The organism is Gardnerella swidsinskii (assembly GCF_003397705.1).
Taxonomy (GTDB): domain Bacteria; phylum Actinomycetota; class Actinomycetes; order Actinomycetales; family Bifidobacteriaceae; genus Bifidobacterium; species Bifidobacterium swidsinskii.
In genome coordinates, this window is sequence record NZ_QJVB01000003.1 from 254,971 (window position 1) to 279,740 (window position 24,770).

At 38.8% G+C, this 24,770-nt stretch carries 16 protein-coding genes; 12 read left to right on the forward strand and 4 right to left on the reverse strand.

Going from position 1 to position 24,770, the window contains the following annotated elements:
* Positions 1–210: 210 nt before the first annotated feature.
* From D0T18_RS05035 to D0T18_RS05050, 4 genes are all read left to right on the forward strand, one after another.
* Positions 211–1,533, forward strand: coding sequence for an O-acetylhomoserine aminocarboxypropyltransferase/cysteine synthase family protein (locus D0T18_RS05035; RefSeq protein WP_102703033.1), 1,323 nt, complete (start codon positions 211–213; stop codon positions 1,531–1,533).
* Between the two features lie 269 nt (positions 1,534–1,802).
* Positions 1,803–2,642: an ABC transporter ATP-binding protein gene (locus D0T18_RS05040; protein ID WP_082915503.1), complete on the forward strand. Its 840-nt coding sequence runs from the start codon at positions 1,803–1,805 to the stop codon at positions 2,640–2,642.
* 17 nt (positions 2,643–2,659) lie between these two features.
* On the forward strand, positions 2,660–5,353 hold the full coding sequence (locus D0T18_RS05045) for an ABC transporter permease (protein ID WP_102703034.1): 2,694 nt from the start codon (positions 2,660–2,662) through the stop codon (positions 5,351–5,353).
* 383 nt (positions 5,354–5,736) lie between these two features.
* Positions 5,737–7,707, forward strand: a complete 1,971-nt coding sequence (locus tag D0T18_RS05050; RefSeq protein ID WP_116440598.1) for an ATPase — start codon at positions 5,737–5,739, stop codon at positions 7,705–7,707.
* 81 nt (positions 7,708–7,788) lie between these two features.
* On the opposite strand, the gene D0T18_RS05055 is transcribed toward D0T18_RS05050, so the two are convergent.
* Entirely contained in the window at positions 7,789–8,574 is a 786-nt protein-coding gene (locus tag D0T18_RS05055) for a response regulator (RefSeq protein WP_116440599.1), read from the reverse strand.
* Positions 8,575–8,586: 12 nt separating this feature from the next.
* Positions 8,587–11,136: a sensor histidine kinase gene (locus tag D0T18_RS05060; protein WP_102703037.1), complete on the reverse strand. Its 2,550-nt coding sequence runs from the start codon at positions 11,134–11,136 to the stop codon at positions 8,587–8,589.
* A gap of 117 nt (positions 11,137–11,253) precedes the next feature.
* Between D0T18_RS05060 and D0T18_RS05065 the strand changes: the two genes are divergently transcribed.
* From D0T18_RS05065 to D0T18_RS05080, 4 genes are all read left to right on the forward strand, one after another.
* The gene (locus D0T18_RS05065) at positions 11,254–12,636 is read left to right on the forward strand and encodes an alpha/beta fold hydrolase (RefSeq protein WP_116440600.1); all 1,383 of its coding nucleotides are present in this window, start codon (positions 11,254–11,256) and stop codon (positions 12,634–12,636) included.
* 126 nt (positions 12,637–12,762) lie between these two features.
* Positions 12,763–13,566, forward strand: a complete 804-nt coding sequence (gene proC, locus D0T18_RS05070; protein ID WP_064621611.1) for a pyrroline-5-carboxylate reductase — start codon at positions 12,763–12,765, stop codon at positions 13,564–13,566.
* Positions 13,567–13,620: 54 nt separating this feature from the next.
* A complete protein-coding gene (ychF, locus tag D0T18_RS05075; RefSeq protein WP_012914083.1) occupies positions 13,621–14,709 on the forward strand; it encodes a redox-regulated ATPase YchF in 1,089 nt (362 codons plus the stop codon).
* Positions 14,710–14,855: 146 nt separating this feature from the next.
* Positions 14,856–15,641, forward strand: a complete 786-nt coding sequence (locus D0T18_RS05080; RefSeq protein ID WP_033888752.1) for a L,D-transpeptidase — start codon at positions 14,856–14,858, stop codon at positions 15,639–15,641.
* 102 nt (positions 15,642–15,743) lie between these two features.
* On the opposite strand, the gene D0T18_RS05085 is transcribed toward D0T18_RS05080, so the two are convergent.
* Positions 15,744–16,805 carry a YeiH family protein gene (locus D0T18_RS05085; RefSeq protein ID WP_033888753.1) on the reverse strand — a complete coding sequence of 354 codons (1,062 nt, stop codon included), beginning with the start codon at positions 16,803–16,805 and terminating at the stop codon, positions 15,744–15,746.
* Positions 16,806–17,026: 221 nt separating this feature from the next.
* Here D0T18_RS05085 and D0T18_RS05090 point away from each other — a divergent pair, with 221 nt between their 5' ends.
* The 3 genes from D0T18_RS05090 (at position 17,027) to D0T18_RS05105 (ending at position 22,392) form a co-directional block, all read left to right on the forward strand.
* Positions 17,027–17,392 (forward strand): DUF488 domain-containing protein, encoded by a 366-nt coding sequence (locus tag D0T18_RS05090; protein ID WP_101892149.1) that lies wholly within the window; start codon positions 17,027–17,029, stop codon positions 17,390–17,392.
* Between the two features lie 338 nt (positions 17,393–17,730).
* On the forward strand, positions 17,731–19,020 hold the full coding sequence (locus D0T18_RS05095) for a uracil-xanthine permease family protein (RefSeq protein ID WP_004119362.1): 1,290 nt from the start codon (positions 17,731–17,733) through the stop codon (positions 19,018–19,020).
* A 321-nt stretch (positions 19,021–19,341) separates the two neighbouring features.
* Entirely contained in the window at positions 19,342–22,392 is a 3,051-nt protein-coding gene (locus D0T18_RS05105) for a UPF0182 family membrane protein (protein WP_004111392.1), read from the forward strand.
* 100 nt (positions 22,393–22,492) lie between these two features.
* On the opposite strand, the gene D0T18_RS05110 is transcribed toward D0T18_RS05105, so the two are convergent.
* On the reverse strand, positions 22,493–23,284 hold the full coding sequence (locus D0T18_RS05110; protein ID WP_004111394.1) for an ABC transporter permease: 792 nt from the start codon (positions 23,282–23,284) through the stop codon (positions 22,493–22,495).
* 310 nt (positions 23,285–23,594) lie between these two features.
* On the opposite strand from D0T18_RS05110, the gene D0T18_RS05115 reads away from it, so the two are divergent.
* Positions 23,595–24,647, forward strand: coding sequence for an ABC transporter substrate-binding protein (locus D0T18_RS05115; protein WP_116440601.1), 1,053 nt, complete (start codon positions 23,595–23,597; stop codon positions 24,645–24,647).
* Positions 24,648–24,770 lie beyond the last annotated feature (123 nt).

Here is a 24,770-nt window from a genome sequence, read left to right on the forward strand (position 1 = left end):
CTAAAACAGATTTCGCTATTTTTTGCAAACTGTTAATTCGTTATAGCTAATTTTGATAACCGCAGGTATGTACGAATGAACCATAGTGGCATATTGTCGTTATCACTTAAATAAATATGTAAACAGAAAACGGAAAAGTAAGTGGATGCGCAAAGTAAGCTGAAGCAAACTAATCTACTGTTTAAAAAGTCGCAAAACTGGAGGGGTATTATGAGCGATATTGAAGAAACGCAAGGAAAGTATCATTTTGAAACCTTGCAATTGCATGTTGGCCAAGAGCAGGCGGATCCGGCAACTGATTCTCGTGCAGTTCCTATTTATCAAACAACAAGCTACGTGTTCCATGATTTTGATCATGCTGCAGCTCGTTTTGATTTGCGTGACGCTGGGAACATTTATGGTCGTTTAACGAATTCTACTCAAGATGTTTTTGAGCGCAGAATTGCTGCTCTCGAAGGTGGAACTGCTGCTTTGGCTGTTGCTTCTGGCGCGGCCGCTGTAGACTATGCTATTCGTAACATTACGCAGCAGGGCGATCATATCGTGTCTTCAAAGAATGTGTATGGCGGCACTTATAACCTGCTTCGTCACACTCTTCCTAGAGATGGTGTAACAACCACTTTTGTTGATCCTAAGAATCCTCAAAACTTCGAGGATGCTATTCAACCAAATACAAAGCTTGTGTACTTTGAAACTTTTGGTAATCCTAATGCTGATTTGCCTGATTTTGAGGCTATTTCAGAGATTGCGCATCGACACAACATTCCTGTTTTTGTTGACAACACTTTTGCAACTCCATATCTTTTCCGTCCGCTTGAGCATGGTGCAGATATTGTAGTTGAGTCTGCTACGAAATTTATTGGTGGTCATGGTACAACTCTTGGTGGCATTATTGTTGAAGGCGGCAATTTTGATTGGGCTAAAGTCCCTGGAAAATTCCCAACTCTTACAGAAGCTGACCCAAGTTACCACGGTTTGAACTTCTATGAAGCTTTAGGACCTGTGGCTTTTGTGACGCGTATTCGTGCGATTATTTTGCGCGATACTGGTGCTTGCATTAGCCCATTTGCAGCATTCTTGCTTTTGCAAGGCACGGAAACCTTGAGCTTGCGTGTTGAGCGTCACGTTGATAATGCGTTGAAGGTTGTTCAATATTTGCAAACTGTGCCAGAGGTTGAATCTGTAAGTCATCCTTCTATTGAAGGTCGTTCTGATCACGAGCTTTATAAGCGTTACTTCCCGAATGGTGGAGGCTCTATTTTTACGTTTGATATTAAAGGTGGAAGGGATGCAGCTCGCGTATTTATTGACAATTTACAGCTTTTCTCATTGCTTGCAAATGTTGCTGACGTGAAGTCATTGGTTATTCATCCTGCATCTACTACGCACTCTCAGGAAACTCCTGAAGAATTGGAAGATCAAGGCATTCATGAAGGCACTATTCGTTTGTCTATTGGAACTGAACATATTGACGATATTCTTGCTGATTTACAGCGCGGGTTTGATGCAGTTCGTAAAGCAGGACTTGCTTAAATAGAAAAGAGAAAGCAAAGCAAAAATTATTAATTAAAAATATTCCTGAAGATCCATTATCGTTTTATTCGGAGCGCATATTGTATTTGTATGTGCTCCGATTTTTATACATTTTGTAAATTTGTGCATCATACTTTAGGATGAGATGCTGATTTTTTCTCAATAATTTCCGCCTTACGTACGATGGTAATCAGCTGTATTTTTCCGTAAATTTAAGTATTAGCAATAGATAACTATGCGATTACTACTTTTTAAGAAAAGGAGCAGTTATGAACAGTCCGTACGAAACAAGCTCATATGAGCAAGAAAATGCTTTAGATTTTAGAGCAGATTTTAATCAAAATTTGATTGGTGAGACTGCGGTTGCAGCTTTGCATGTTGTTAAAGATTTTGGCAAGGGTGCAGGCATTGTTCACGCTTTGCGAGATGTAAGCGTAAGTTTTGAACGCGGCAAGTTTACGGCGATTATGGGTCCTTCTGGTTCCGGAAAGTCAACTTTAATGCACTCTTTGGCTGGTCTTGACAGCGTTAATTCTGGAAAAGTTTTGGTAGATGGCCTAGATATTACAGGCATGAGCGATAAGCAGCTTACGCTTATGCGACGCGAAATGGTTGGATTTATTTTCCAAAGTTTTAATCTTCTTCCAATGTTTAGTGCTGAGCAAAATATTCTTATGCCTCTTACTTTGGCAGGCAAAAAGCCAGATAAGCAATGGTTTAATACTTTGGTTAATACTCTTGGCTTGCAAAATCGCTTAAAGCATAGGCCTGCTGAGCTTTCTGGAGGTCAGCGCCAACGCGTTGCGATTGCTCGAGCTTTAATCTCTAAGCCTTCCGTAGTTTTTGCAGACGAGCCTACCGGAAATCTTGACTCTGCTTCCAGCTCAGAAGTTTTGCATTTCTTGAAGAAGTCCGTAACTGAGCTTGGTCAAACTGTGATTATGGTTACTCACGACGCTGTTGCAGCCTCTTACGCGGATCGAGCAATCGTGTTTGCAGATGGCCAAATCGTTGAAGATGTGCAAAATCCTACTGCGGAAGGTATGAGCAAGATGCTTATGGAACGCAGCGAGGCTGGTATTAGTAATCAGTCTGCTCAATTGCAATAAAAGGTGGTGAAGTTAGAATGTGGAAAATCGCGCTAAAACTTATGCGTAAAAGCGTGCGCATGCTAATCGCCTCTGGAATTGCAATTCTTATAGGCAGCATGTTTATGAGCGCTACTTTGCTTTTTGTAAACAGTGTTGACGACTTGATGGTTCGCAATGCAACGGAAGAATTCCATAGCGCAAATTATGCAATCTCAGCTAAAAGCTCTAACAGTTCTCCGAATAGTGGAATTCATTATAAAGACCTTCATTTAGACGAAATATCGAAGATGCCTGGTGTCAACGGTATTCGTAGTGACGATGCGACTGCGCTTGTAGGAGTAGAAAAAGGTGATAAATCAGTTACAAGTATTGCTTGGTCTAGTGGTTTGTATGGAAATCTTCCTGTGTATAAATCAACAGAAGGTAGAGATCCGCAAAAAATAGGCGAAATTACGCTTATTAAAAGTATTGCTAAATCCATACATGCAAATATTGGCGATACTATAACCTTGGTTAAAGTAGATGAAGCTGGCGGAAATAAAGAAAAATCATACGATGTTCGTGTGGTTGGTCTTGTTGACGATGGAGAACATTCTCAAATACCAATTTCAAATCGCGGCACGTATCTTGGTGGCATAACGAATGATTTTTGTGCAAAACTCAACAATCTTAAAAATTTTGACAATCAAGTTGTGCAAAGCAAAGTATACATGAGTATTGATGAATCTAAAATAAACGATTTATCTCCTAAGATTAACGCTTTGCTTCCAGAGCAATTTTCTCTTATGTCTAGGCATGAAGTTGGTGTAAGAGCTGTTCGAAGTGTGTCAAACGGCACAAATTTTGTGACTATGTTCTTGCTATCGTTTGGTGTTCTAGCGTTGCTTATTTCTTCGCTTGTTATAGCAAACACATTCCAAGTTTTGGTTGCTCAACGCAGACGCACTCTTGCGCTTTTGCGCGTAATCGGTGCACAATCGCATCAGCTTTATACAGCAGTTTTGCTTGAAGCTGCAATACTTGGAGTTATTTCTGCGGCTATTGGCGTGCTTTGCGCAATCGGATTTATGGGCGCAATTAGTAACGTGAATATTAATTCTGGACCATTATCTAAAATTCCTTTGATTGTTTCACTTCCGGCGATTGTGTGGCCAATAGTAATTGGCGCGATTGTAACAGTTCTTGCATCTATGGGTGCTGCGCGATCTGCTACAAAAGTAACGCCTATGGAAGCGTTGCGACCAATGGATTTGATGAAAGATAAGCGTGCAAGCATTATTCGCGCTGTTTTTGGCGTTCTATTTATTGTTGTAGGTATTTTATTTACGGCTTTAAGTTCTACTTCTTTGGCAAGCATGATTGCTCAGCAGTCACCTAATGCTGGTGCTGACTCTTGGAGGACTTTGATTGGAGCAGTTTTTGGATGCGCGCTTGTGTTTATTGGAATTATTATTACAGCAACATTCTGGATGCCGTTTGCTATGAAGGCAACTGGCGCAGTTATGGCACTTTGTGGGCCTGCTTCTAAAGTTGCTAACGCAAACGTGCAACGAAACCCTAGAAGAGTTGCAGCAACTGGAACAGCTTTGCTTATTGGAGTAACGCTTGTTTCAACAGTAGTAACTGGCGCAATGTGCGGTAAAGCAACTCTTAAAGGTGTTGTTGATGACCGTTACAGTGTTGACATTATTATTCAAGGCAAGAATGTTGATGAGTCTTTAGCTGCAGATATTTCAAAGATTAGTGGAATAAAGCATACTGAGTTGCTTCCTGCAGTTCCTATGACTTTTAAGAACGCTAAGGGCAAAACTGAGTACGCTATGGCAGCTGGAGTTGATAATGTAAATCAACTTAGAAATGTAATGCACACTGACCTTGATGGCGTTAATATAAACAAAGATTCTGTGCTTTTGCCTAAGTTTAATGATGAAGGTGGAGAGCCTTTTGATCTTAAAAAAGGAAGTCTTAATCTGCAGGCTTATGTAGAAAAGTACAGTTCTGGTGAAACAGACAGTGATAATATTACGCCATTTACTGGCATGAATACAGACTCTAGTAATAACGATAAGAGCATTACTGTAAAGCAAGTTCAGTTTAAGACGTATCGAAATGTTGGTGTGTATTCAAATAATACTGCTTTTGTGAGCAAATCCTACTTCAATAACTACCTTAAGCCTACAACGCATATTTTGCTCATTTCGGTAGACTCTAGCAAAGCTAATCTTGTAGATATTGCTAAAAACATTCGAAATGTTACATCTAGTTATGCGGAGGTTATGTCTACTGGAAGCGTGTTTGAGCGAGCAAAGTGGGAGAGTACTATCGACGCAATGATGATGGCGCTTGTTGGCTTAATAGCAGTAGCTGTTGTGATTGCTTTAATAGGTGTTGCAAACACATTAAGCTTGTCTGTTATTGAGCGAACCAAAGAATCTGCAACTTTGCGCGCAATCGGCATGACAAGGGGACAGGTTAGAAGGTCTCTTGCATTGGAAGCAACGTTGATTTCCTTAACAAGCACTGTTTCAGGCTTGATTGTTGGAACAGCGTTTGGGTGGATTGGATCCTACATGGTGTTTAGCACAATTGGCAAAGTTCCGTTTGTAGTTGATTGGACTATTTACGCGGTTCTTGCTCTCATCGCTTTGCTTGCAGCGCTTCTTTCCAGCGTGCTTCCAGCTCGTAGAGCAGTGAAGTCTTCGCCAGTAGTTGCGCTCGCGGAGGACTAAATTTCGTAAGAACATATGTGAAAAGATAGTCTGTAGAAGTTAAGTTGCAGAAAAAATAGAGATAGTGCCGGTATGTAAATTTTACTTATCGGCATTATCTTTTTCTTAGGCTTTTTCGACACTCTGAAAAAATTTGTAATATTGTTATTATTTTTTTATTAAAACGTGCGTATAATTATGCGACTAGCATAATATTATGTAGAAAAAGAGCATTTTTTATTAGTAATATTCAAAAATAATACGATTATTATTCATCATGACAAGTTTTATCGGAAATATTCCGAATAAATGGCATTGAAAATGTATTTATTTCTTTGTTATGCTCAAAATGACTGCTGACATAAGTTAGACATGAAGGCCGCTACGAGCAAGGAGTAACAAATATGGTAACGGTCAAGAAAAAATCTGCCGCAGCAATCGCAGGATTTGTTTTGTTCCTGCAAGGTCCAATGCCAGCATGGGCGCAAGAAGCTGCTGAGGTTGTACAAAATACGCAAGCTCAAACAGAGGTGACTGCAAAAGCATCTACTGAAAATAAATTATTGCAAGTTGAGCATAACATTGAAGAATTAAAGTCTAAAATTGATGAGCAAACTAAAAATCTTGAAGATGTAGTAAATAAGTTAAATAAGACTATAGAGAATATTAATACTTTTACAAAAGGTATTGCTAAAAAAGAAAAAGAACTTGATGGAATAAATAAAGTTATTGGAACTGATTTAGCTCAAGCACAAGCTGTTCTAAAAGATCTTAAGAAGAAAAAGCAGCTAAAAGAAGTAGAACTTAAAAGTCTTGAGATTCAGAAAGAACAGTCTAAAGATAATTATGAAAAATCAAAAAATGAATTAGATTCTCTTATTTCTCTTGAGAGTGAAGAATCTTCTAAGAAAGATTCATACGAGAAAATATATAAAAACTATGAGAATAAGATGCAGAATCTTAATTCAGACATTAAAGTTCTTTCTGAAGAAATAGAAAAGGATAGAGCTGCTCTGCTAAAACTTAGTGCTAAAGTAGATGAAGATGCGAAAGCATTGGAAGATGCAGAGCATCAAGATAATGCAGATTTTGATAAATTGCGTTCTAATCTTGAAAATGCTGACAAAGAGTTTAATTCTTTAAATCAGGAAATTGGTGTAAAGAAACTTAAGCTTAGCGATATGAATTCTTCTTTAACTCAGCTTGAGCCTAAGTTTAATGAAGCTGTAAAGTCGTTCGAAGAACAATCTAAGCAGCTTGAAAGTATTAAGCAAGATTTAGACATTGCAAAACAAGATACAGAAGATAAGCTTAAAGATTTGAATGATAAGACTAGTTCTATTGAAAACATTAAAGAAGAGCTTTCTGCAATAGAAGTAGATATCAACAGTTATGAGCTTTCTAATAATGAATCTGAAAGAAATAAAAAGATTGAAGGTTTGCGAACAAATATTGCTGTACTTAAAGATCTTCTAAAAAATTTCCAAGTTCAAAAAGTAGACAATGAAAAAGCAAAGAAGAATTTAGAAGATACTTTGAATGATCTTAAGAATCAGCATAGTCTTGCATTAGCTGAACTTGACGCTTTGAAAGCTTCTCAATCGGAAAAGAAGAAGAAGAGCTCTGAAAGTGACTCTACTTCACCTGTTCCTAAAAGAAATAATTCTGATTCTCAAACACAATCTAATGATTCTGAAAGAAGAATTGCTCCTAATAATCCGCAATCTTCTGTAAATTCAAAAGATAATGCTGATTCTTCTATGCATCCTAAAGTTTCTACTCCTTCTGATGTAGAAACTTCGGGAGCGCCTTCTGTAAAGCATTCTGGAACTTCTTCTAAAACTCCTTCTGAAGCGCCTTCAAGTGCGACTAAAGAAACCTCTTCTTCTAGTGAAAGCTATGTTCCTCCGGTAACTGCTGTTGAAGAACAGAAACAGAATGAGAATATTTCTCAGGAGCAGCCTGCAGCTCAGTCTTCTAATCCTGTTCGTACTGTTGCAGTAAAGGATATTGTTTCTGAAGATGCTGCAGATAAGCAGTCAAAGCCTGTTGAAAGCAAGACTGTTGAATCTGCAAAGCCTTCTGCAAAGACTTCTGAATCTAATGTGGCTAAAGAAAACGCTAAAACTGCAGAAAGTACTGAAACTGCCGAAAATGATGATGTTCAGGATCGTCCTGCTAACGAAACTGACGAAAAGATTTCGGATACAGTAAGCGAAAAGCCAAAAACTCAAGCTAGTGCTACAAGCGAGAACAAGTCATCTGGCAATATGCTTAGCAATATAATGTTGGGTGTTTTGGGTGTGCTAACTATTTCTGGAGCTGCTGCTGCCGGCGTTACTGTTATGCGTCACCGTCGCCTTCCGAGAGCATAAATTAAAAAACTACTCGGTACGTTGATAATCTAAATTTGCGGCTATTTGTGTCTATGCATAAATAGCCGCAAATTTATATGCTTACGGCTTAACTAAGCCATTTTCATAAGCGAAAACTACAGCCTGCACGCGGTCTCGAGCACCGATTTTTCCTAAAATATGCGCAACATGAGTTTTAACTGTTGGCAAACTAATAAATAGTTTGTCAGCAATTTCCTGATTTGAAAGTCCGTGAGCAATTTCAACAAGAACTTCGCGTTCTCTATCAGTAAGTTCTGTAATAGCTGAATTTGTGTACGCGCAGCTTTGTGTTGCTTGCGCAGCCGGATTTGCTTGTACATCGTAACTTTCTTGTGCAGCGTAATTCGCAGTGTAATTCGCAGCACTGTTTTCTGTAGTATTTGTTGCTACTTTGCCTTGCTGAATCATATTTTCAATCAAACGCTTCGTAGCAGTCGGAGCAATAATTGCGTTTCCTTGATACACTGTTCGTATTGAATTAAGCAAAGTTTCAGGTTCAGTATCTTTCAAAAGGAACCCGGAAGCACCAGCATGAATTGCAGCCATAACATATTCATCTAAATCAAAAGTTGTTAGAATAATAATTTTAGTATTTTCGTTAGTTTTTTGCTGCAGAATTTTGCGAGTTGCTTCCAATCCGTCCATTACAGGCATGCGAACGTCCATAAGAATAATGTCTGGATTTTGGCTTTTAGAAAGCTCCACAATTTGTGATCCATTAGAAGCCTGAGATACAACGTGCATATCTTGCTGCGAATTTATTACCATCGCAAATCCTGCTCGCACAAGCTCCTGATCGTCTGCTATTGCAACGCGAATTACTTCATTGTTTTCCATATTTTCCATAGTATCAACTTACTATTGCTTATTTAATGCGTTGTGTTGAATTTGCTCATCAAGTGGGGCAGCAGGGCGAATAGCAATCTCAGTTACATTCGCAGCATTATTTGCTGAATGAACGCTTGAACCTGTTTCTCGCAAAACTCCAAGCAATTTTCGCATATATTTCAGTGCCGAACGACCTTCATCTCCAATATTTTTAAAGGCTTTACTAATTTCTTCACTTTGTTCCTGTGATTGCTTTGGTTCTGATAACTTTCGATTTTCTGCATTGCTATTTGTTTTTTCGTATTTATTTAGCATATCAATTCCGCTATTTGCGGCATCGATTACTTTATGCAATGTAATAGCAACTTTTTGCTGAATATTTGAGCTAAGTCGTTGCCTTTCTGCGTTAGCTGCAAGTACTTCTAGCTGTTTTTGCTCTTGCTCTAATTCTGTTCTGCGCGCTTTTAGAATCAGCAAATTATTGTCATCGTTTCTGCGGGAATAAGCAAATGCAATGGCCGCAAAACAAATTAACGCAACTATAAAACCAAAAACTAATCCAACGGACGCAAATTGCATAAAGTCATAAAAATTGGTTGTGGCAATATTTGATGTAAAGAATCGTATTGGAGTTTCAGTTTGTGGAATATTTTTTGATGAAATACCAATTTTTACGGCGAAAATAGCAGATTCGGCAAGCACTACTGCGCTAACCCATTGCCATGCGCGTTTTTTACCGTAGAGCACAGCAGCGTAAATAATATTTGGTATGAAAAAATTAGCGAATAAAATATTCGGCAAGAGTATAAGCTGTATTGCAGAAAATACTGCTGCAACAATTGCGCATGCGGTTGGAGCTTTTCTGCGAAACATGAATGGCACCATGGTTGTAAGAGTAAATACTTTATAAAGTATTTGTAATGAAAGCGAGTTGGAATATTGTGAAGACATTCCAACTCCAACAATAAAATCGTAGGTTGGCAGAAAGAGCATCATAACAACCCAAGGTGATGCATAAATAATGTCTCCAATAAGCCAATGTTGTTCAAACCATTGTGATACTTTCTCAATCCTATTTTTTGAAGTATTTGCTTCTGGTAAAACGTATGGCAAAACGTTTGTCGAAACTTCCGATGATGTTGAAACGTTTGCATTTTCCGGTTTTGTTTGTGCTTCTGCTTGATTATTAACTTTTGCATTCTTATGAGTAACGTTATGAATACTATTTAATACAGAAGCAGTACTGTTTGACTGGTCTGCGCTGTAGGAATATGGAATAAAAGCAACAATACTAAACGTTCCATCATTCATTTTTCCATAATCAAGCGTTCCGTGAAGATTTTCAATTCGCTCTTTCATGCCAATCAAACCATAACCGTTTTTATGTGACGCACCGCTATTTTGCTCTTGATTAGCTTCTAGCTTGTTTATTTCATTTGTAATTTTTAGTGTTAAGCCTTGGTTCTTCCACTGTTCGTGAATGTTTATTTTAATGCCATCTCCTGCATGCTTTCGAATATTAGTAAGAGACTCCTGAACAACGCGGTATGCAACGGTTTGTGCGTCCGCGTTAAGCCTATTTTGAGAATTTATGCCATCAACAGTGTGCCAAAAAATATTTTTAGGAGATGCAATTTTTGCTTGCTCAATAAGAGAAGGCACGTGATTGAAGTCCAATTGACCCGATGGAGCGTCTGTTAAAGCTTCTAGAAGTCGGCGCATATCGTGAACGGCTCGCTCGGCTTCGTTTTTAATAATATGCATTGTTTTTTTAGCAAGCGAAATATCTTTGGTTGCTGCATAACGACCACCATCTGCTTGCACAATAATAATAGAAAGCGTGTGAGCAACAATATCGTGCATATCTCTGGCAATTCTTGCGCGTTCTGCAGTAACAGCAATATGCTGAGCTTTTTTGCGGTATGCGCGAATAGAATTATTGTGATCTTGTAAAAGTTGAATAGTATGCACGTGAGTGCGCTGCCAGTAGCCAATAATAACCGTAATAGTGGTAGTAATAATCGCAAAAATTATTGAAGGAATTGCAAAATTAAGTATATTTGAAACGCAATTTTTTATATTGCTGCTATCTATATTTCGTACACTGCAAGTATAACTAGATTTCGAATGATTATTGCCATATATTGGTCCCATTACAACATTCCACGATATTAATGCGCAAGATAATACGGTTGTTACGTAAGATGCAATAACAAAAGCTTTTGAATGTTCTGGATTTCCTCGCGCAATAGCGTTAACAAGCAGTACGAAACCAAAGAAATCAGCAAAAAGTTGAGTAGGACCAAAGATTACTTGCACAATGCAAATAACAATAAAAATAGTAGCCGTTTGTTCAGGCCATAGTTTTCGTACTGAAAGTAGTAGTGCAACAACAATATTTATAAGCGTTACTGTAATCAGAGAACTTTGTGTCAAAAAACCGTCAACATAGCTTATACTATATCTATCGCTTGAAAGTATAAAAAGAATAAATGGAATGATACCCCATAATATGTCGTTTAATGAGAGCTCTTTTCGTAAGCACTGTATAACACTTTGAAACATATTAGGTACTTTCATAATTACTAGGCTAGTGCATAGCACTTTATAGAACAATCGAACTTGAGTATGATTTATATAAGAGTGTGTAATTTGTAGTTGCAATGTAGCACGCGAGTACAGAAAGGCAGTATTAATATGGCATTACTTACAAGCTATTATGTTCCGGGATTGCATATCGAAGAACGCGCAATTGACGTGCCGCTTGATTGGGAAGGAAACACTCCTGGTGGTGCTATTAAAGGTGAAACAATTCGATTGTTTTGTAGAGTAGTTTGTGCTCCTGAGCATGTACATGATAATTTGCCTTTGTTAGTATTTTTGCAAGGAGGTCCTGGTGGGCAGTGTCCGCGACCACTTTCGCCTTCTAGTGATGGTTGGATTCAAGAAGCTATTAAACATTTTCGCGTAGTCTTGCCGGATCAGCGTGGTGTTGGGCGTTCTTCAAGAGTGGACGCTTCAACTATGAAGCGCATGGCAGATGACGGTGTAAGCGTTGAGCGACAAGCATGGTATTTAAAGCGTTTCTTGGCTGACTCTATTATTCGTGATTTTGAGCATTTGCGTCTTACTGAGTTTGATGCTAAGCCGTGGGTTTCTTTAGGGCAAAGTTATGGCGGATTCTTAACGCTTACTTATTTGTCGCTTTTCCCACAAGGCTTGATTGCAAGCTTTACAACTGGTGGTATTCCTCATGTTCCAGCAAATGCGCGTGAAGTATACGAGCATACTTTCCCACGCATGGCTCGAAAAACGGAGCAATTCTATGAGCGTTATCCGCAGGATGTTGCTCGTGCTGCTGCTATTGCAGATCGTATTGCGCAAGGTGATGTTGCGCTTCCAAATGGCGAGAAGCTTACGGTTGAACGATTCCAAATGTTGGGCTCTTCCTTTGGTATGAAACCAAGTTTTGAGCGAGTGCACTGGCTTCTTGATTCTGCGTTTGCAGATGGTGATGGTTCCTTGAAAGCATTTAAGCACGGCGGAGGAGCTTCTGCAGGTAGCTTAAGTGACGAATTTGTGTACGGTGTCATGGATTCTACAGCTTCTAGTCCACTTTATTGGCCGCTGCAAGAATTTATTTATGCTGACGGTGAATTGGAACACCCAATTTTGTGGGCTGCTCAACAGGTTCGAGAAACTATGCCAGAGTTTTCTGGTTCTGCTCGTCCTCTTCTTTTCACTGGCGAAGCAATGTTTCCTTGGATGTATGATCAAGAGCTTGCTTTGCAACCATTCCTTCCAGCTGTTGACTGCTTGATGAAAGATAAGCAGTTTGGCAAAATTTACGATCAAGATCAACTTGCTAATAACGAAGTTCCATTGCAATCTGCAGTTTACTTTGATGACATGTACGTAGATTCTGGTCTTCAGCTTGACACTCTTTCTCATATTGCCAACTCTCACTATTGGACGACGAACGAGTTTGAGCATGATGGTTTACATGGAGATATTGTTTTCCGTCATTTGTTTGATGAGGCGTTGAATCGCGGCGATTTAGAGGGAATTTACAAGAGATAAGCCGTATACAAAGGTAATAATTTTAATATGCGCAATGATTATAGTGCACTCTTTGCTATGCTATACATCTGTTTGCTTAGTAATGAGTGCACTACTGTTTTATCAATGCGCTAAAGGGGGTCATGTATGGGTACTTGTGTATCTGGAACTGTTGGTTTTATAGGCTATGGCAATATGGCACAAGCAATCGCTAAAGGTGCGCTGAATGCAGGAGTATTGCAAGGTGAAAATATTGTTGCGTGCGCGCATAATTTTGAAAAACTCGAGCGTAATACTTCACTAATTGGCGCTCGCGCTATGCGTACTGCTCAAGAAGTGTGTGAAGCAAGTGATGTGATTATTATTGCTGTAAAGCCGTATCAGGTTGCTGAAGTGCTTAAGCCAATTTGTGAAGTTATTAATGAACGAGGTATTGCTGTTATTTCCGTTGCAGCCGGTTGGACGCTTGAGCGTTACATGGAACTGCTTGGCAAGAATGCTCATGTTCAGTGCATTATTCCGAATACTCCTATTGCGGTCTGCCAAGGCGTGACTTTAGCTGAAACTACTCATACGCTTAGTGATAGTCAACTTTCAATGTTTAGTGCTTTATTTGAGCCAATTTCTTTGGTAGAGCGAGTGAATAGTGATCATATGAATATTGCAATGTGTATTTCTAGCTGTGCTCCAGCTTTTACAGCAATGTATATGGAAGCGTTGGGCGATGCTGGTGTGAAATATGGTTTGCAACGTGATTGTGCTTACCGTTTGGCTGCAAAAATGATTGAAGGAGTAGGTGCGTTATATATGGATTCGCGCACTCATCCAGGGATTATGAAAGATGCAGTGTGCTCTCCTGGAGGAACAACTATTCGTGGCGTTGCTGAGCTAGAATCTCGCGGATTTAGGGGAGATGTGATTGCTGCAGTTGATGCTATTGAAAATAAATAGTAAATAAAATCAAGTTGTGTCGGCTTTCCCGGCGCTGGTCTAAACTAGGTAAATATGTCTTTAACTATTGGAATTGTTGGATTGCCAAACGTTGGTAAGTCCACTATGTTTAATGCTTTAACTCGCAACAACGTTTTGGCGGAGAATTATCCGTTTGCAACTATTGAGCCTAATACTGGTATTGTTCCGCTTCCGGATCATCGTCTTCCAGTTTTAGCTAAATTAGTTAATACTGAAAAGATTGTTCCAGCAACAGTTACTTTCGTTGATATTGCAGGAATTGTTAAGGGTGCCTCCGAGGGTGAAGGCTTGGGCAATAAGTTCCTTGCTAATATTCGCGAAGCAGACGCTATTTGCGAAGTTGTTCGCGCGTTTAATGACGACGATATTGTGCATGTTAACGGAAAAGTAGATCCTGCTGACGATATTGACACGATTAATACTGAGCTAATTCTTGCCGATATGCAAACTATTGATAATGCTTTGCCAAAGCTTGAAAAAGATTTGCGCGGTAAGAAAGTTACGCAAGAATACGTAGACGCTGTAAATAAAGCTAAGGAAATTCTTGAATCTGGCAAAACTATTGACCAGGCTCATAACGAAAAGCTTATTGATAAAAACGACGTGTATGATTTGCACTTGCTCACTGCTAAGCCATTTATTTACGTGTTTAACGTGGATGATTCGGAGTTGGCTGATGAAGATTTAAAGTCTAAACTTTCTGCATCTGTCGCTCCTGCAAAAGCAATATTCCTTAATGCTCAATTTGAGTCCGAACTTACTGAGCTCGACGAAGCAGATGCTCGTGAAATGCTTGAAGATGCTGGTTTGAAGGAATCTGGTTTGGATCAGCTTGCTCGCGTAGGATTCGATATTTTAGGTCTTCAAACCTATTTAACTGCCGGTGTTAAGGAAGTTCACGCCTGGCAGATTCATAAAGGCTGGACTGCTCCACAAGCTGCTGGTGTGATTCACACTGATTTTGAGCGTGGATTTATTAAGGCAGAAATTGTGTCATATGATGATTTTGTTGCTGCTGACGGTTCTATGGCAAAAATTAAGGAAGAAGGAAAGCTTCGTCTTGAAGGTCGCGACTATGTGATGCAAGACGGCGATATTGTTGAATTTAAGTTCAACGTATGAGATTGTTTGCGAAAATAAAAGCAGTATGATTCATATTTAATATTGCTGAATTAATAAGTGAAAAATATTGCTTTTTGCGCGTTGCATCTAATAATTTCCTGCTAAACTATTGGATGCAACGCTTTTGCATTTATATAGGAGACATAATGCAGTTTATTCGTAACATAATGAATGACATTAAAAAGTGCATTCGCATTGCTGCGAAAATGCGCAACTGGTGGAGGAGAAGCTCTAAAGCTGCTCGTATTACGTCTTCTGTTTTATTAGCTTCTTTGCTGATTGCATGGTTGTGCTTTATTATTTTCGAAACTGTTAATATGGTTTCTTACTCGTCTAGATACAGCGCAAAATTGCAGAATTCTGTATTAATTCAGCGCGAAAAAAATGCTTATAGTGACAATCTTGGTAATAAAGACAATGAGGTTGCTGATAATAAGTCGTTTGAAAAATATTTCGATAAATATTGCAAACAAAAGTTAGATAAATCAACGGTTAATCATGTTTTTTGGAAACATCCTACTGGTGGTGAATATCCAAATCTTTCAGGGGTTAAAGTTTCTGACTTAAAAGTTAATGTGGACTTAAAAAAGCAACGAGTGCATATTCTTGCCAATGGTAAAACTGTATATACAATGATTATGAGTTCTGGAATGGATGATTCCACTCCTCATGGTGATTATCACATTAATATGCGCGGAAAACATTTCTTTAATCATGAGGAAAAAGTTGGTGCTGATTATTGGGTTGGTTTTATTGGTGGAGAATACTTATTCCATTCGGTTCCAACGCGCTACAACTTTGGTGAATATATTCCGTCGGAAGGCATGAAGCTTGGAAAGCCTGCATCGCATGGCTGTGTGCGTTTAAGTGTTGCGGATGCCAAATGGTTTTATAAAAATATTCCTGATGGAACGGCTGTGCATATTAGATAGATTTTTCAAGAATACACGAAAATAAATTATCGAGAATATAAAATGAGGGTCTTCAAACGAAGACCCTCATTTGTTAAGCAAAACTATTTTGTAATGTTTTATTTAGAAGAACAGTACTGCAGCTGCATAAGCCAAAGCAACTAAAACAATAGAAGCTAGGAAGCTTGCTGCAAATGCTGCGCGACCTTGCTTGAAAATGGCTCGGAAGTTTACGTTAATTCCAAGTGCAGCCATAGCCATGCCAAGGAAAACGTATCCTGCTTCTACAAGAGTTGATGCGTGTGCTGCTACGAAAGGAACGTAAGTTCCAATAACAGATGCTGCAATAAAGCCAAGCATAAACCATGGGAAGCTAATCTTATGCTTTCCGCCATTTTCAACTTTGCTATGACGAGCATTCCACCAAATTGCAATAAAGATGGAGGCTGGAACGAGCATAAGAACTCGCGAGAGCTTCATGATTGTTGCAACATCGATACTATTGAACGCTCCGCCAGCTGCAACAGCATGTGCAATTTCGTGAAGTGATGCACCTGCTGTAATGCCAAGCTGCTGCTTAGTCATGCCAAAGTTAGGCAGGATGAAGATTTCAGCAAGAGCGTAAATAGTGCCCATAATTGCAACTGTTGCAACAGCCATAACTTCGTTCTGTTCTTTCTCATCTTCCTCTTCTGGAAGAACTGGCATTGAGCCAGAAAGACCCATAACTGCAGCAGCTCCACAAATACTTGTGCCTCCTGCTGTAAGCATTGCAAGCTGAGGATTTACTTTCAAGAGTTTAGCAATGTTATAAGTTACGCAAACCATTATTGCAACTAACACAGCTGCAATAGGCAAGCATTTAATGCCCTTGGTAAACAAATCATGCAAATTCAGCTTAAATCCGAGGAGAATAATACCTAGGCGAAGAAGTTTGTTTGCAATCAAACCAGCAGCGCTTTTAACGCCTGCTCGCCTTGAATCATTATTCATTTTGTACACGTGCAATGGCAGCTGCAGAGCCATGCCAACAAGCAACGCAATAATAAGAGCACCAAGTAATTGGAAACCTGGGTACTGCTTAAGCCAGCTGCCAATAAAGGAAGCTAGAAGTGTCAATACAGCAATAAGAGCCATATCGATGGTGCAGATTTTCTTTTTCCATGTATCAAAGAAATTAACCATTTAGCCAAGTATTCTCCCATAATCGGACAAAAACGAACATAAATTAAAAAAATTAAGCAAATTTTATATAATTTTGCTGCAAATAAACGCGACACGCCGACATAAAATCACATAATCGAACATAATAACTCAATTTATATCGCAGATATCTTTTGCTAGTAAATAATTCCTTGAAAAAATAAATAAAGCTGCGATTATGGTAAACGTATAAAGGAGATTTTATGAACAAGTGCACTGTGAAGATTAAGCGTGTGTATGAAACGGTTAGTGAAGATGATGGTGTGAGAGTCTTGGTTGATAGACTTTGGCCGCGTGGTATAAGCAAAGAATATGCTCATATTGACAAATGGCTTAAAGATATTGCTCCTACTTCGCAGTTACGCAAGTGGTTTAATCATGACCCGGAGCATTTTGAAGAATTTTCACATCGTTATGTTGAAGAACTTGATTCAAATCATGAAGCTGTTGGTGTGATTATGGATTTGTTTAATAAGTATCAAACTATAACTTTGTTGTATGCTGCAAAAAATCCAAAAGTAAATCACGCATTAGTTTTGCAAGAATATTTACAAAAATTACTTGCTTGAGTATGTGTTTACTAATTTTGCGATTGTTTAACTTTGCCTAACTTTAATTATTTTATAAACATAAGTTAGTAAGTATCAACTTTCGTTGGTGTTCATTGCATTCTTTTCAACACGCCGACCTTGCTTGATATTCCAACAAAAATAAAAAACAAAACTGTAATTTTTTTCTTATGCTCGACACTTTCGTTTTGCGACATTAGAATGTCCCTTTGGCATATGGGTCGGTGGTGCAATGGACCTCCCAGAAGCTGCCATCCCAGCGCTCAATGAGTGCTTGTTTTTTAGCGACACTTGTTTTACACAACATTTTGCATAGCTTGTTTTTGCAAGGAGAAGAAATGAATTCATTATTCACGTGGCAGCTTCACGGTAATGGCAAAACGTTAAAGCCTGGTGAAGTTGTAGAGCCAGACGAGCGTTTGACTTGGACTCGTACTGCTGGAATTGGTGCTCAGCATGTTATTGCAATGTTTGGTGCTACGTTCTTGGTGCCTATTCTTACGGGCTTTGATCCATCAACAACATTGATGTTCACTGCTATTTCTACAGCACTGTTCTTACTTATTAACGCAAATAAGCTTCCTAGTTATCTGGGAAGCTCTTTTGGTCTTATAGCACCTGTTATGGCTGTAACAACAGCTCATAAAGGTATTGCAGTTGCAAGCTTTGGCATTATGTGCACAGGTTTGCTTCTTGCTCTTATAGGTGTGCTTGTACATTTTGCAGGAGCTAAGTGGATTGACATTATTATGCCACCTGTTGTAAACGGTGCAATCGTTGCAATTATTGGTTTTAATTTAGGACCTGCAGTTTGGACTAACTTCCAGAAAGCTCCAGATACAGCTCTTGTGACATTAGTTGCTGTAATGCTTATTGCTGTAGTATTTCGCGGTCTTCTTGGTCGTTTAAATATTCTTTTAGGTGTTCTCGTTGGTTACGCTTATGCATGCTTCCAAGGTCAAGTCGATTTTAAAAAGATTGAAGAAGCTTCTTGGATTGGTTTTCCTAAATTCCACACGCCACAAGTTGATTTCTCTGTTCTACTTATGTTCTTGCCGGTAGTACTTGTTCTCATTGCAGAAAATGTTGGTCACGTAAAGTCTGTAGCTCAAATGACTGGTCGCGACTATGACTCTAAGATTGGAACTGCATTATTCGCAGATGGTTTTGGTACAGCTATTGCTGGTTTATTTGGCGGCTGTGGTACCACCACGTACGGTGAAAATATCGGTGTTATGGCTGCAACAAAGGTTTATTCTACTGCAGCTTATTGGTGTGCTGCAGCTTTTGCTTTTATATTGAGCCTTTGCCCAAAGTTTGGCGCTGTTGTAAATTCAATCCCAGCTGGTGTTCTTGGTGGCGTGACCACTTTGCTTTACGGCATGATTGGCATGATTGGCGTAAGAATCTGGGTAGAAAACAAAGTTAACTTCGATAAGCCAGTGAATATTATGATTGCTGCAATCGTTATGATTATTGGTATTGCTAACTTCCAGTTCGCTATTTCTGGAATTCAGTTCAACGGTATTGCAATCGGAACCGTTGTGGTGTTGGTTGTATACCACTTACTGAAGGCTATTGGAAAGCTTACTGGTACGATTGCTAAAGATGATCCTGATGTTGCCTAGCTTAAATACTCCAATTTGATTTAATTTAATCGCTTTAAGCGCGTTCGCATTAACTTGCGGGTGCGCTTTTTGTAATTAATTTTGATTACATAATATATAGATTGGGAATAATTAGTATAGTATCATTAACCTTATGTTGAAGCTCATCATAGAAGTAATTATTGGCATTATGTGGGTTGTTGCTGGTGCATATATGGCTAAAAATAATAAAAATAGTAAGAGCAGTGCGAGCAATAAAAGTAACAAAAATGTACAGACTATATTCTCAATGATGATGAGAAAGATAACAACAATAAGCTTAAGAATGAAAGAAATTGTTCTATGAAAGTTAATCTGAATTTTGCAAAATTTACTTATACTGCAAAAAAGTGGAGGTGGATTCTTGCGATAGTAGTGTTAATTGTCGCGTTTGCTGTAGCTGCAATATTTGCTCTCGCAAGGTTCATAACTGATTGCATGTGGTATTCGCAGCTTGGATTTGAAAGTGTTATTTGGATTCAGCTTGCAGCAAAAGTGGGCGTTTGGGTGCTTTATGCAATATTAATGTCTGCTTTTGGATACTTGTCTGCAGCTTTGGCAATAAAAGCGCGTCCAAGCAATGCAGATGGAACTTATATTCGAATTAAAGGCAATGTTATTGATTTAAAGCAGGGAATTAGTTCAAAGCTTGCTTTGCATGTTGCAGGAATTTTTTCATTGATTGTAGGCGCAGTATTTGGATTTAAATTCTACAATCATTGGGCGCAAATTTTGTTAATGTTTAACGCCCAACCTTTTGGCATTAAAGATCCACAATTTGGAATTGACAATGGCTTCTATGTATTTGTGCTTCCAGGATTAAGGTTATTTATAAGCGCATTTGTGCTTTTATTGGTAATATCTCTTGTTTTCTCTATTATTACGCACATTCTTATGGGAGCAATTCGTTTTAGTATGCCTATCGATGGTAAAGGCATATTAAGTATTACAAAACGAGCACGTAGACAAATTTCTGTATGGTTTATGCTTGTGATTTTGACATGGGCACTTCAACAGATTTTAGACATGTTCGCTTTAGTAACTCTTGATGGATCTCGAATTACAGGCGGCTCATACACTGACATGAATGCTGGTGTTCCTGGAAGCATAGCAATGGCAGTGATAACAGTGTTAGTTGGTTCTGTTATTGCATTTTGGTTTATGAAATCTCATGCTTTATCTGTAGAAGCACCAATTTCAGTGCGTTTTAAAACAGCAATTAAGGCATGGAAAACACCAATTATTGCTTTAGCTTTTATGATTGTTTGCTCAATTGTTATATCTTTCGCTTGGCCGGCACTTGTGCAGCGATTTAAAGTTGCTCCTAATGCTCAGGAATTGGAAGCTACTTATATTCAGCGTAATATCGATGCAACAAAGTTTGCTTACGGGCTAAATAACGTAAAGAAAGAATCGTATAACGCTACTTCTAAAGGTAAATCAGGTGCATTATCAAAAGAAGCAGAGTCAACTGCGCAAATTCGTTTGTTAGATCCACAAGTTACGTCTCCAACGTTCCGTCAATTGCAGCAATCGAAGCAATATTACACTTTCGCAGATACGCTTTCAGTTGATAAATACGATATTGACGGTGTAAGTCAAGATACGGTTATTGCTGCGCGCGAGCTTGATTTAGCTGGCAACGATAATCGAAACTGGGTTAATGATCATACAGTTTATACGCATGGCTATGGAATTGTTGCAGCTTACGGAAATAAAGTAACAACAGATGGACAGCCACAATTTATGGAGTATGGTATTCCTGCTCAAGGCAAACTTACTAAGTCACAAAAGTATGAACCGCGTATTTACTTCTCACCAAATGCTCCTGAGTATTCTATCGTTGGTTCTCCAAAAGGGACATCTCCATGGGAATTTGATTATCCGACTGGCTCTCAAGGTGCTTTAACTACTTTCAAAGGCAATGGTGGTCCAAGTTTAGGAAACTTCTTCTCTAAACTTTTGCATGCAATTAGATTTGAGTCTGATCAGATTCTTTTTTCTGACCGTGTGACTTCTGAATCTCAAATTTTGTATGATCGTGATCCTAAGACACGCGTGTCTAAGGTTGCTCCTTACTTAACTTTGGATGGTCGAGTTTATCCTGCAGTAGTAGACGGTCGCGTTAAGTGGATTGTTGATGGCTATACTACTTCTGATTCTTACCCTTATTCTCAAATGACTGATTTTGGTAAGGTAACTCAAGATTCCACAACAACAACTTCTCATTCTATTAAAGGGTTGACAAATCAGCGCGCAAACTACATTCGTAATTCTGTGAAAGCTACAGTTGATGCTTATGATGGATCTGTTGATTTGTATGTGTGGGATACGAAAGACCCTGTGATTAAAGCATGGCGTTCAATTTTCCCAGGTCATTATCATGACATTTCTAAGATTTCTGGCGATTTGATGAAGCATTTGCGTTACCCAGAAAGCTTGTTTAAAGTTCAACGTCACTTATTAGCAAAGTATCACGTCGATACAGCAAGCCAATTCTTCTCTGGAGAAGACTTCTGGCAGATTCCTGTTGATCCAACTGAATCTCAAAAAGCACAAAAAGAAGATATTTTGCAACCTCCATACTATTTGACTTTGCAAACTGGAGACGCAAAGAAACCAGTATTTTCGCTTGTTTCTACTTATATTCCGGCAGGTAAAAGTACTCGTGAAATATTAACTGGTTTCTTGTCTGTTGATTCAGATGCGGGGGATACTCCTGGAAAGATTGGTCCAAATTACGGTAAGATTCGTTTGCAAGAATTACCTAAGATATCTAATGTTCCAGGACCTGGTCAAGCTCAGAATAATTTCAACGCTAATGCAAATGTTTCTAAAGAATTGAATTTGCTTGAATCCGGTTCTACTAAAGTTAAGCGCGGCAATTTGATTACATTGCCTCTTGGCGGTGGGCTGGTTTATGTAGAGCCTGTTTATGTGCAATCTAGCGGTTCTACTAGCTATCCTTTGCTTAAGAAGGTGTTAGTTGCGTTTGGAGATCAAGTTGGATTTGCAGATACGTTAGATGAAGCACTTAATCAAGTATTTGGCGGAAACTCAGGCGCTTTGGCTGGAGATGCTTCTAATAATTCTTCTTCAAACAATGCTGCTGAAAATAATGAATCTAAGGATGCTGATTCTAAAGAAGGTACTTCTAAGGAAAATGAGTCTACGAATTCAGAAAAATCTCATTCTATGAGCCAAAAAGCTAAAGAAGCGCTTAAACGTGCGGCTCAAGCATTAAAAGATTCTGATTCTGCTATGCGATCCGGAAACTGGGAAGCTTACGGAAAGGCACAAAAAGAGTTGAGCGATGCTATTAATGAAGCAATGAAAGAAGAATCAGGTAAGTAAGTAGGTTTTCGTTAATATATCAGTTTGTGAGTTACAAAAGTAGCGAATGTTACGTTATTTTCGTTACTTTTGTAGCTCACATGGGCTGTTTTAATTCATTTCACAATTGGTTATCTGGATCCTCATCTTCGTCTGCTGAGCCAAGCAGAATTCTTTCACAAACGTTAACGATGCACATAAGAAGCGCAGTAAGAATTATTATTACTATTGTTGCAGAAAAAATAAGTGGTGTTCTAAATGAGTTATAAGCGAATTGAAGCCAAATTCCTAGCCCATCTTTGGCTCCCAAATATTCTGCAGTTGAAGCAGTTCCAAAAACATAAGCTGCACTAATGCGTATGCCACCAAAAATCTGGCGAGCTGCAACCCTTAATTTAACATGCCACAAAGTCCAAGTTCTACTTGCTCCACAAGTTAAAGCAACATCTGTATAAAAACTTGGAACAGCGTCAAGACCTCGTATAGTTTGCACAGCAATAGGGAACATGCTGAAAACCATTACGATTACAATTTTCCCCGATATTTCAAAACCAAACCAAATCAAAAAAATTGGCGCAATAGAAATTAATGGCATAGTTTGCGCTGCGCATAAAAGCGGGAATAAAGCAGATTTAACAAGCTTACAAACATGGAAAATAACACCTAAAAGAATTCCAACTACTATTGCAATAGAAAAACCGATAACTGTTTCTTGTGTTGTAATTAATGCTGCAGGTAATAGAGTTGGCAAAGCGTCAGCTGTTGATTGAGCAATTGAAGATGGTGTTGGAATCAAATTTTCCGAAATTTTATAATATTCGCATGCATACTGCCAAAAAACAAGTAAAACTATTACAGAAAATACAGTTGGCAGATATTTAATTAGCATACGTTTAAAACGCGATTGCGTCATGAAAACTCGATTCCTTTCTGTAAACGACTTCGATTGCTGCCCCAATCGAATTATTTAAAACTACAAATAGCATGTACATTCTATTAGAAGCGCACAACTTCTGTGAGTTCAATAGTGTACGAGATTTTTTTATTTGTCTATTTAATCATGCATAATCTAAATGTTTCGTGAGTCAATGTGTGGCAAACTGTAGCAGGTTGAATCTGCGCAGGGGCATTGAACGGCGCGGGCTAGGCCCTTTGTTACCGTTTTCTGCCGAGTTCGTGTCACTTTCCCAGAAGAACGGTACAAGAAACAAAGTAGGGAACTCATGAATATGCGTATTGTAAAGCGTACTCTTGCGTTTGTTCTTTCTGCGTGCTGCGTATTTTCTTTCTCGGCATGTGGATTTGCAAGTAGTAGTAAGAATGCAAATCTTCGTAAAGTGTCGTTTATGCTATTTTGGGCACCGGATACTAATCATATTGGTATTTATGTTGCTAAGCATAAAGGATGGTTTAAAGATGCTGGATTAGATGTCAATATACTTGCTGTTGCTCAGACTGGTTCGGAACACGCAGTTGATAGTGGTGTTGCTGATTTTGCTCTTAGTACTTTGACAAATGCTGCTGATTTTTCAACAAAGGGAGCAAATCTTGAGCAAGTTATGCAAGTTCAGCAAAAGCCAAGTGCTATTTGGTGTTCACTTGCTTCGAACAATAAAATTCATTCTCCAAAAGATTTTGATGGTCGTACTTTTGCAACTTTTGGTTCAGCTGAAGGTGATGCTGTAATTCGTAGGATGATTCAACACGATGGTGGTCAAGGTAAGTTCGACAAAGTTACTGTTGGAACTTCAACTTTTAGAACTCTTGAATCTGGCAAAGCTGATTTTGGTGGCTTCTATGGCACTTGGGAAGGCGTGCAGTCTGAAATGTTCGGACCAAAGCTTCGCTGCTTCATGGAGGGCGACTACGGTGTGCCAGGTCAGCCAGATACTATTGGAATAATCGCAAATAAGCGTACTGTAGCTAAAGACCCTAAGCTTGTTCGAGCATTTGTTAAAGCTGCAAAGCGCGGATATGAATATGCTTATGAACATCCTGATGAGGCTTCTGAAATTCTTGTGAAAGAAGCAAAAGATGCTAATCTCGACATAAAGTTTGTTAAGCGTAGCATGAAGATGATTGTTGACGGTCAATATTGGGGCAATCGCGCGGATATTAAAAGCGGAAAATTTGTGTTCGGAACCACTGATGTTAAAGGCGCTCAAGCTTACTTTAACTTCTTAAGTAAGGAAGGTGCTTACACTGATTCTAAAGGCAAAGTAACTCATAAAACTCCGCAAGCAAAAGAATTGTCTACTGACGAATTTTTGAAATAAATAACATAATGACTTGAGTCTTGATAGAATAGGCTGAAGTATATAAGGGCGTATCGAGTAGTTGTGATTTTACGTTCAGCTACAATCGATGCGCCCGTTTTGTTGTTTTGCTAAATATTTGAA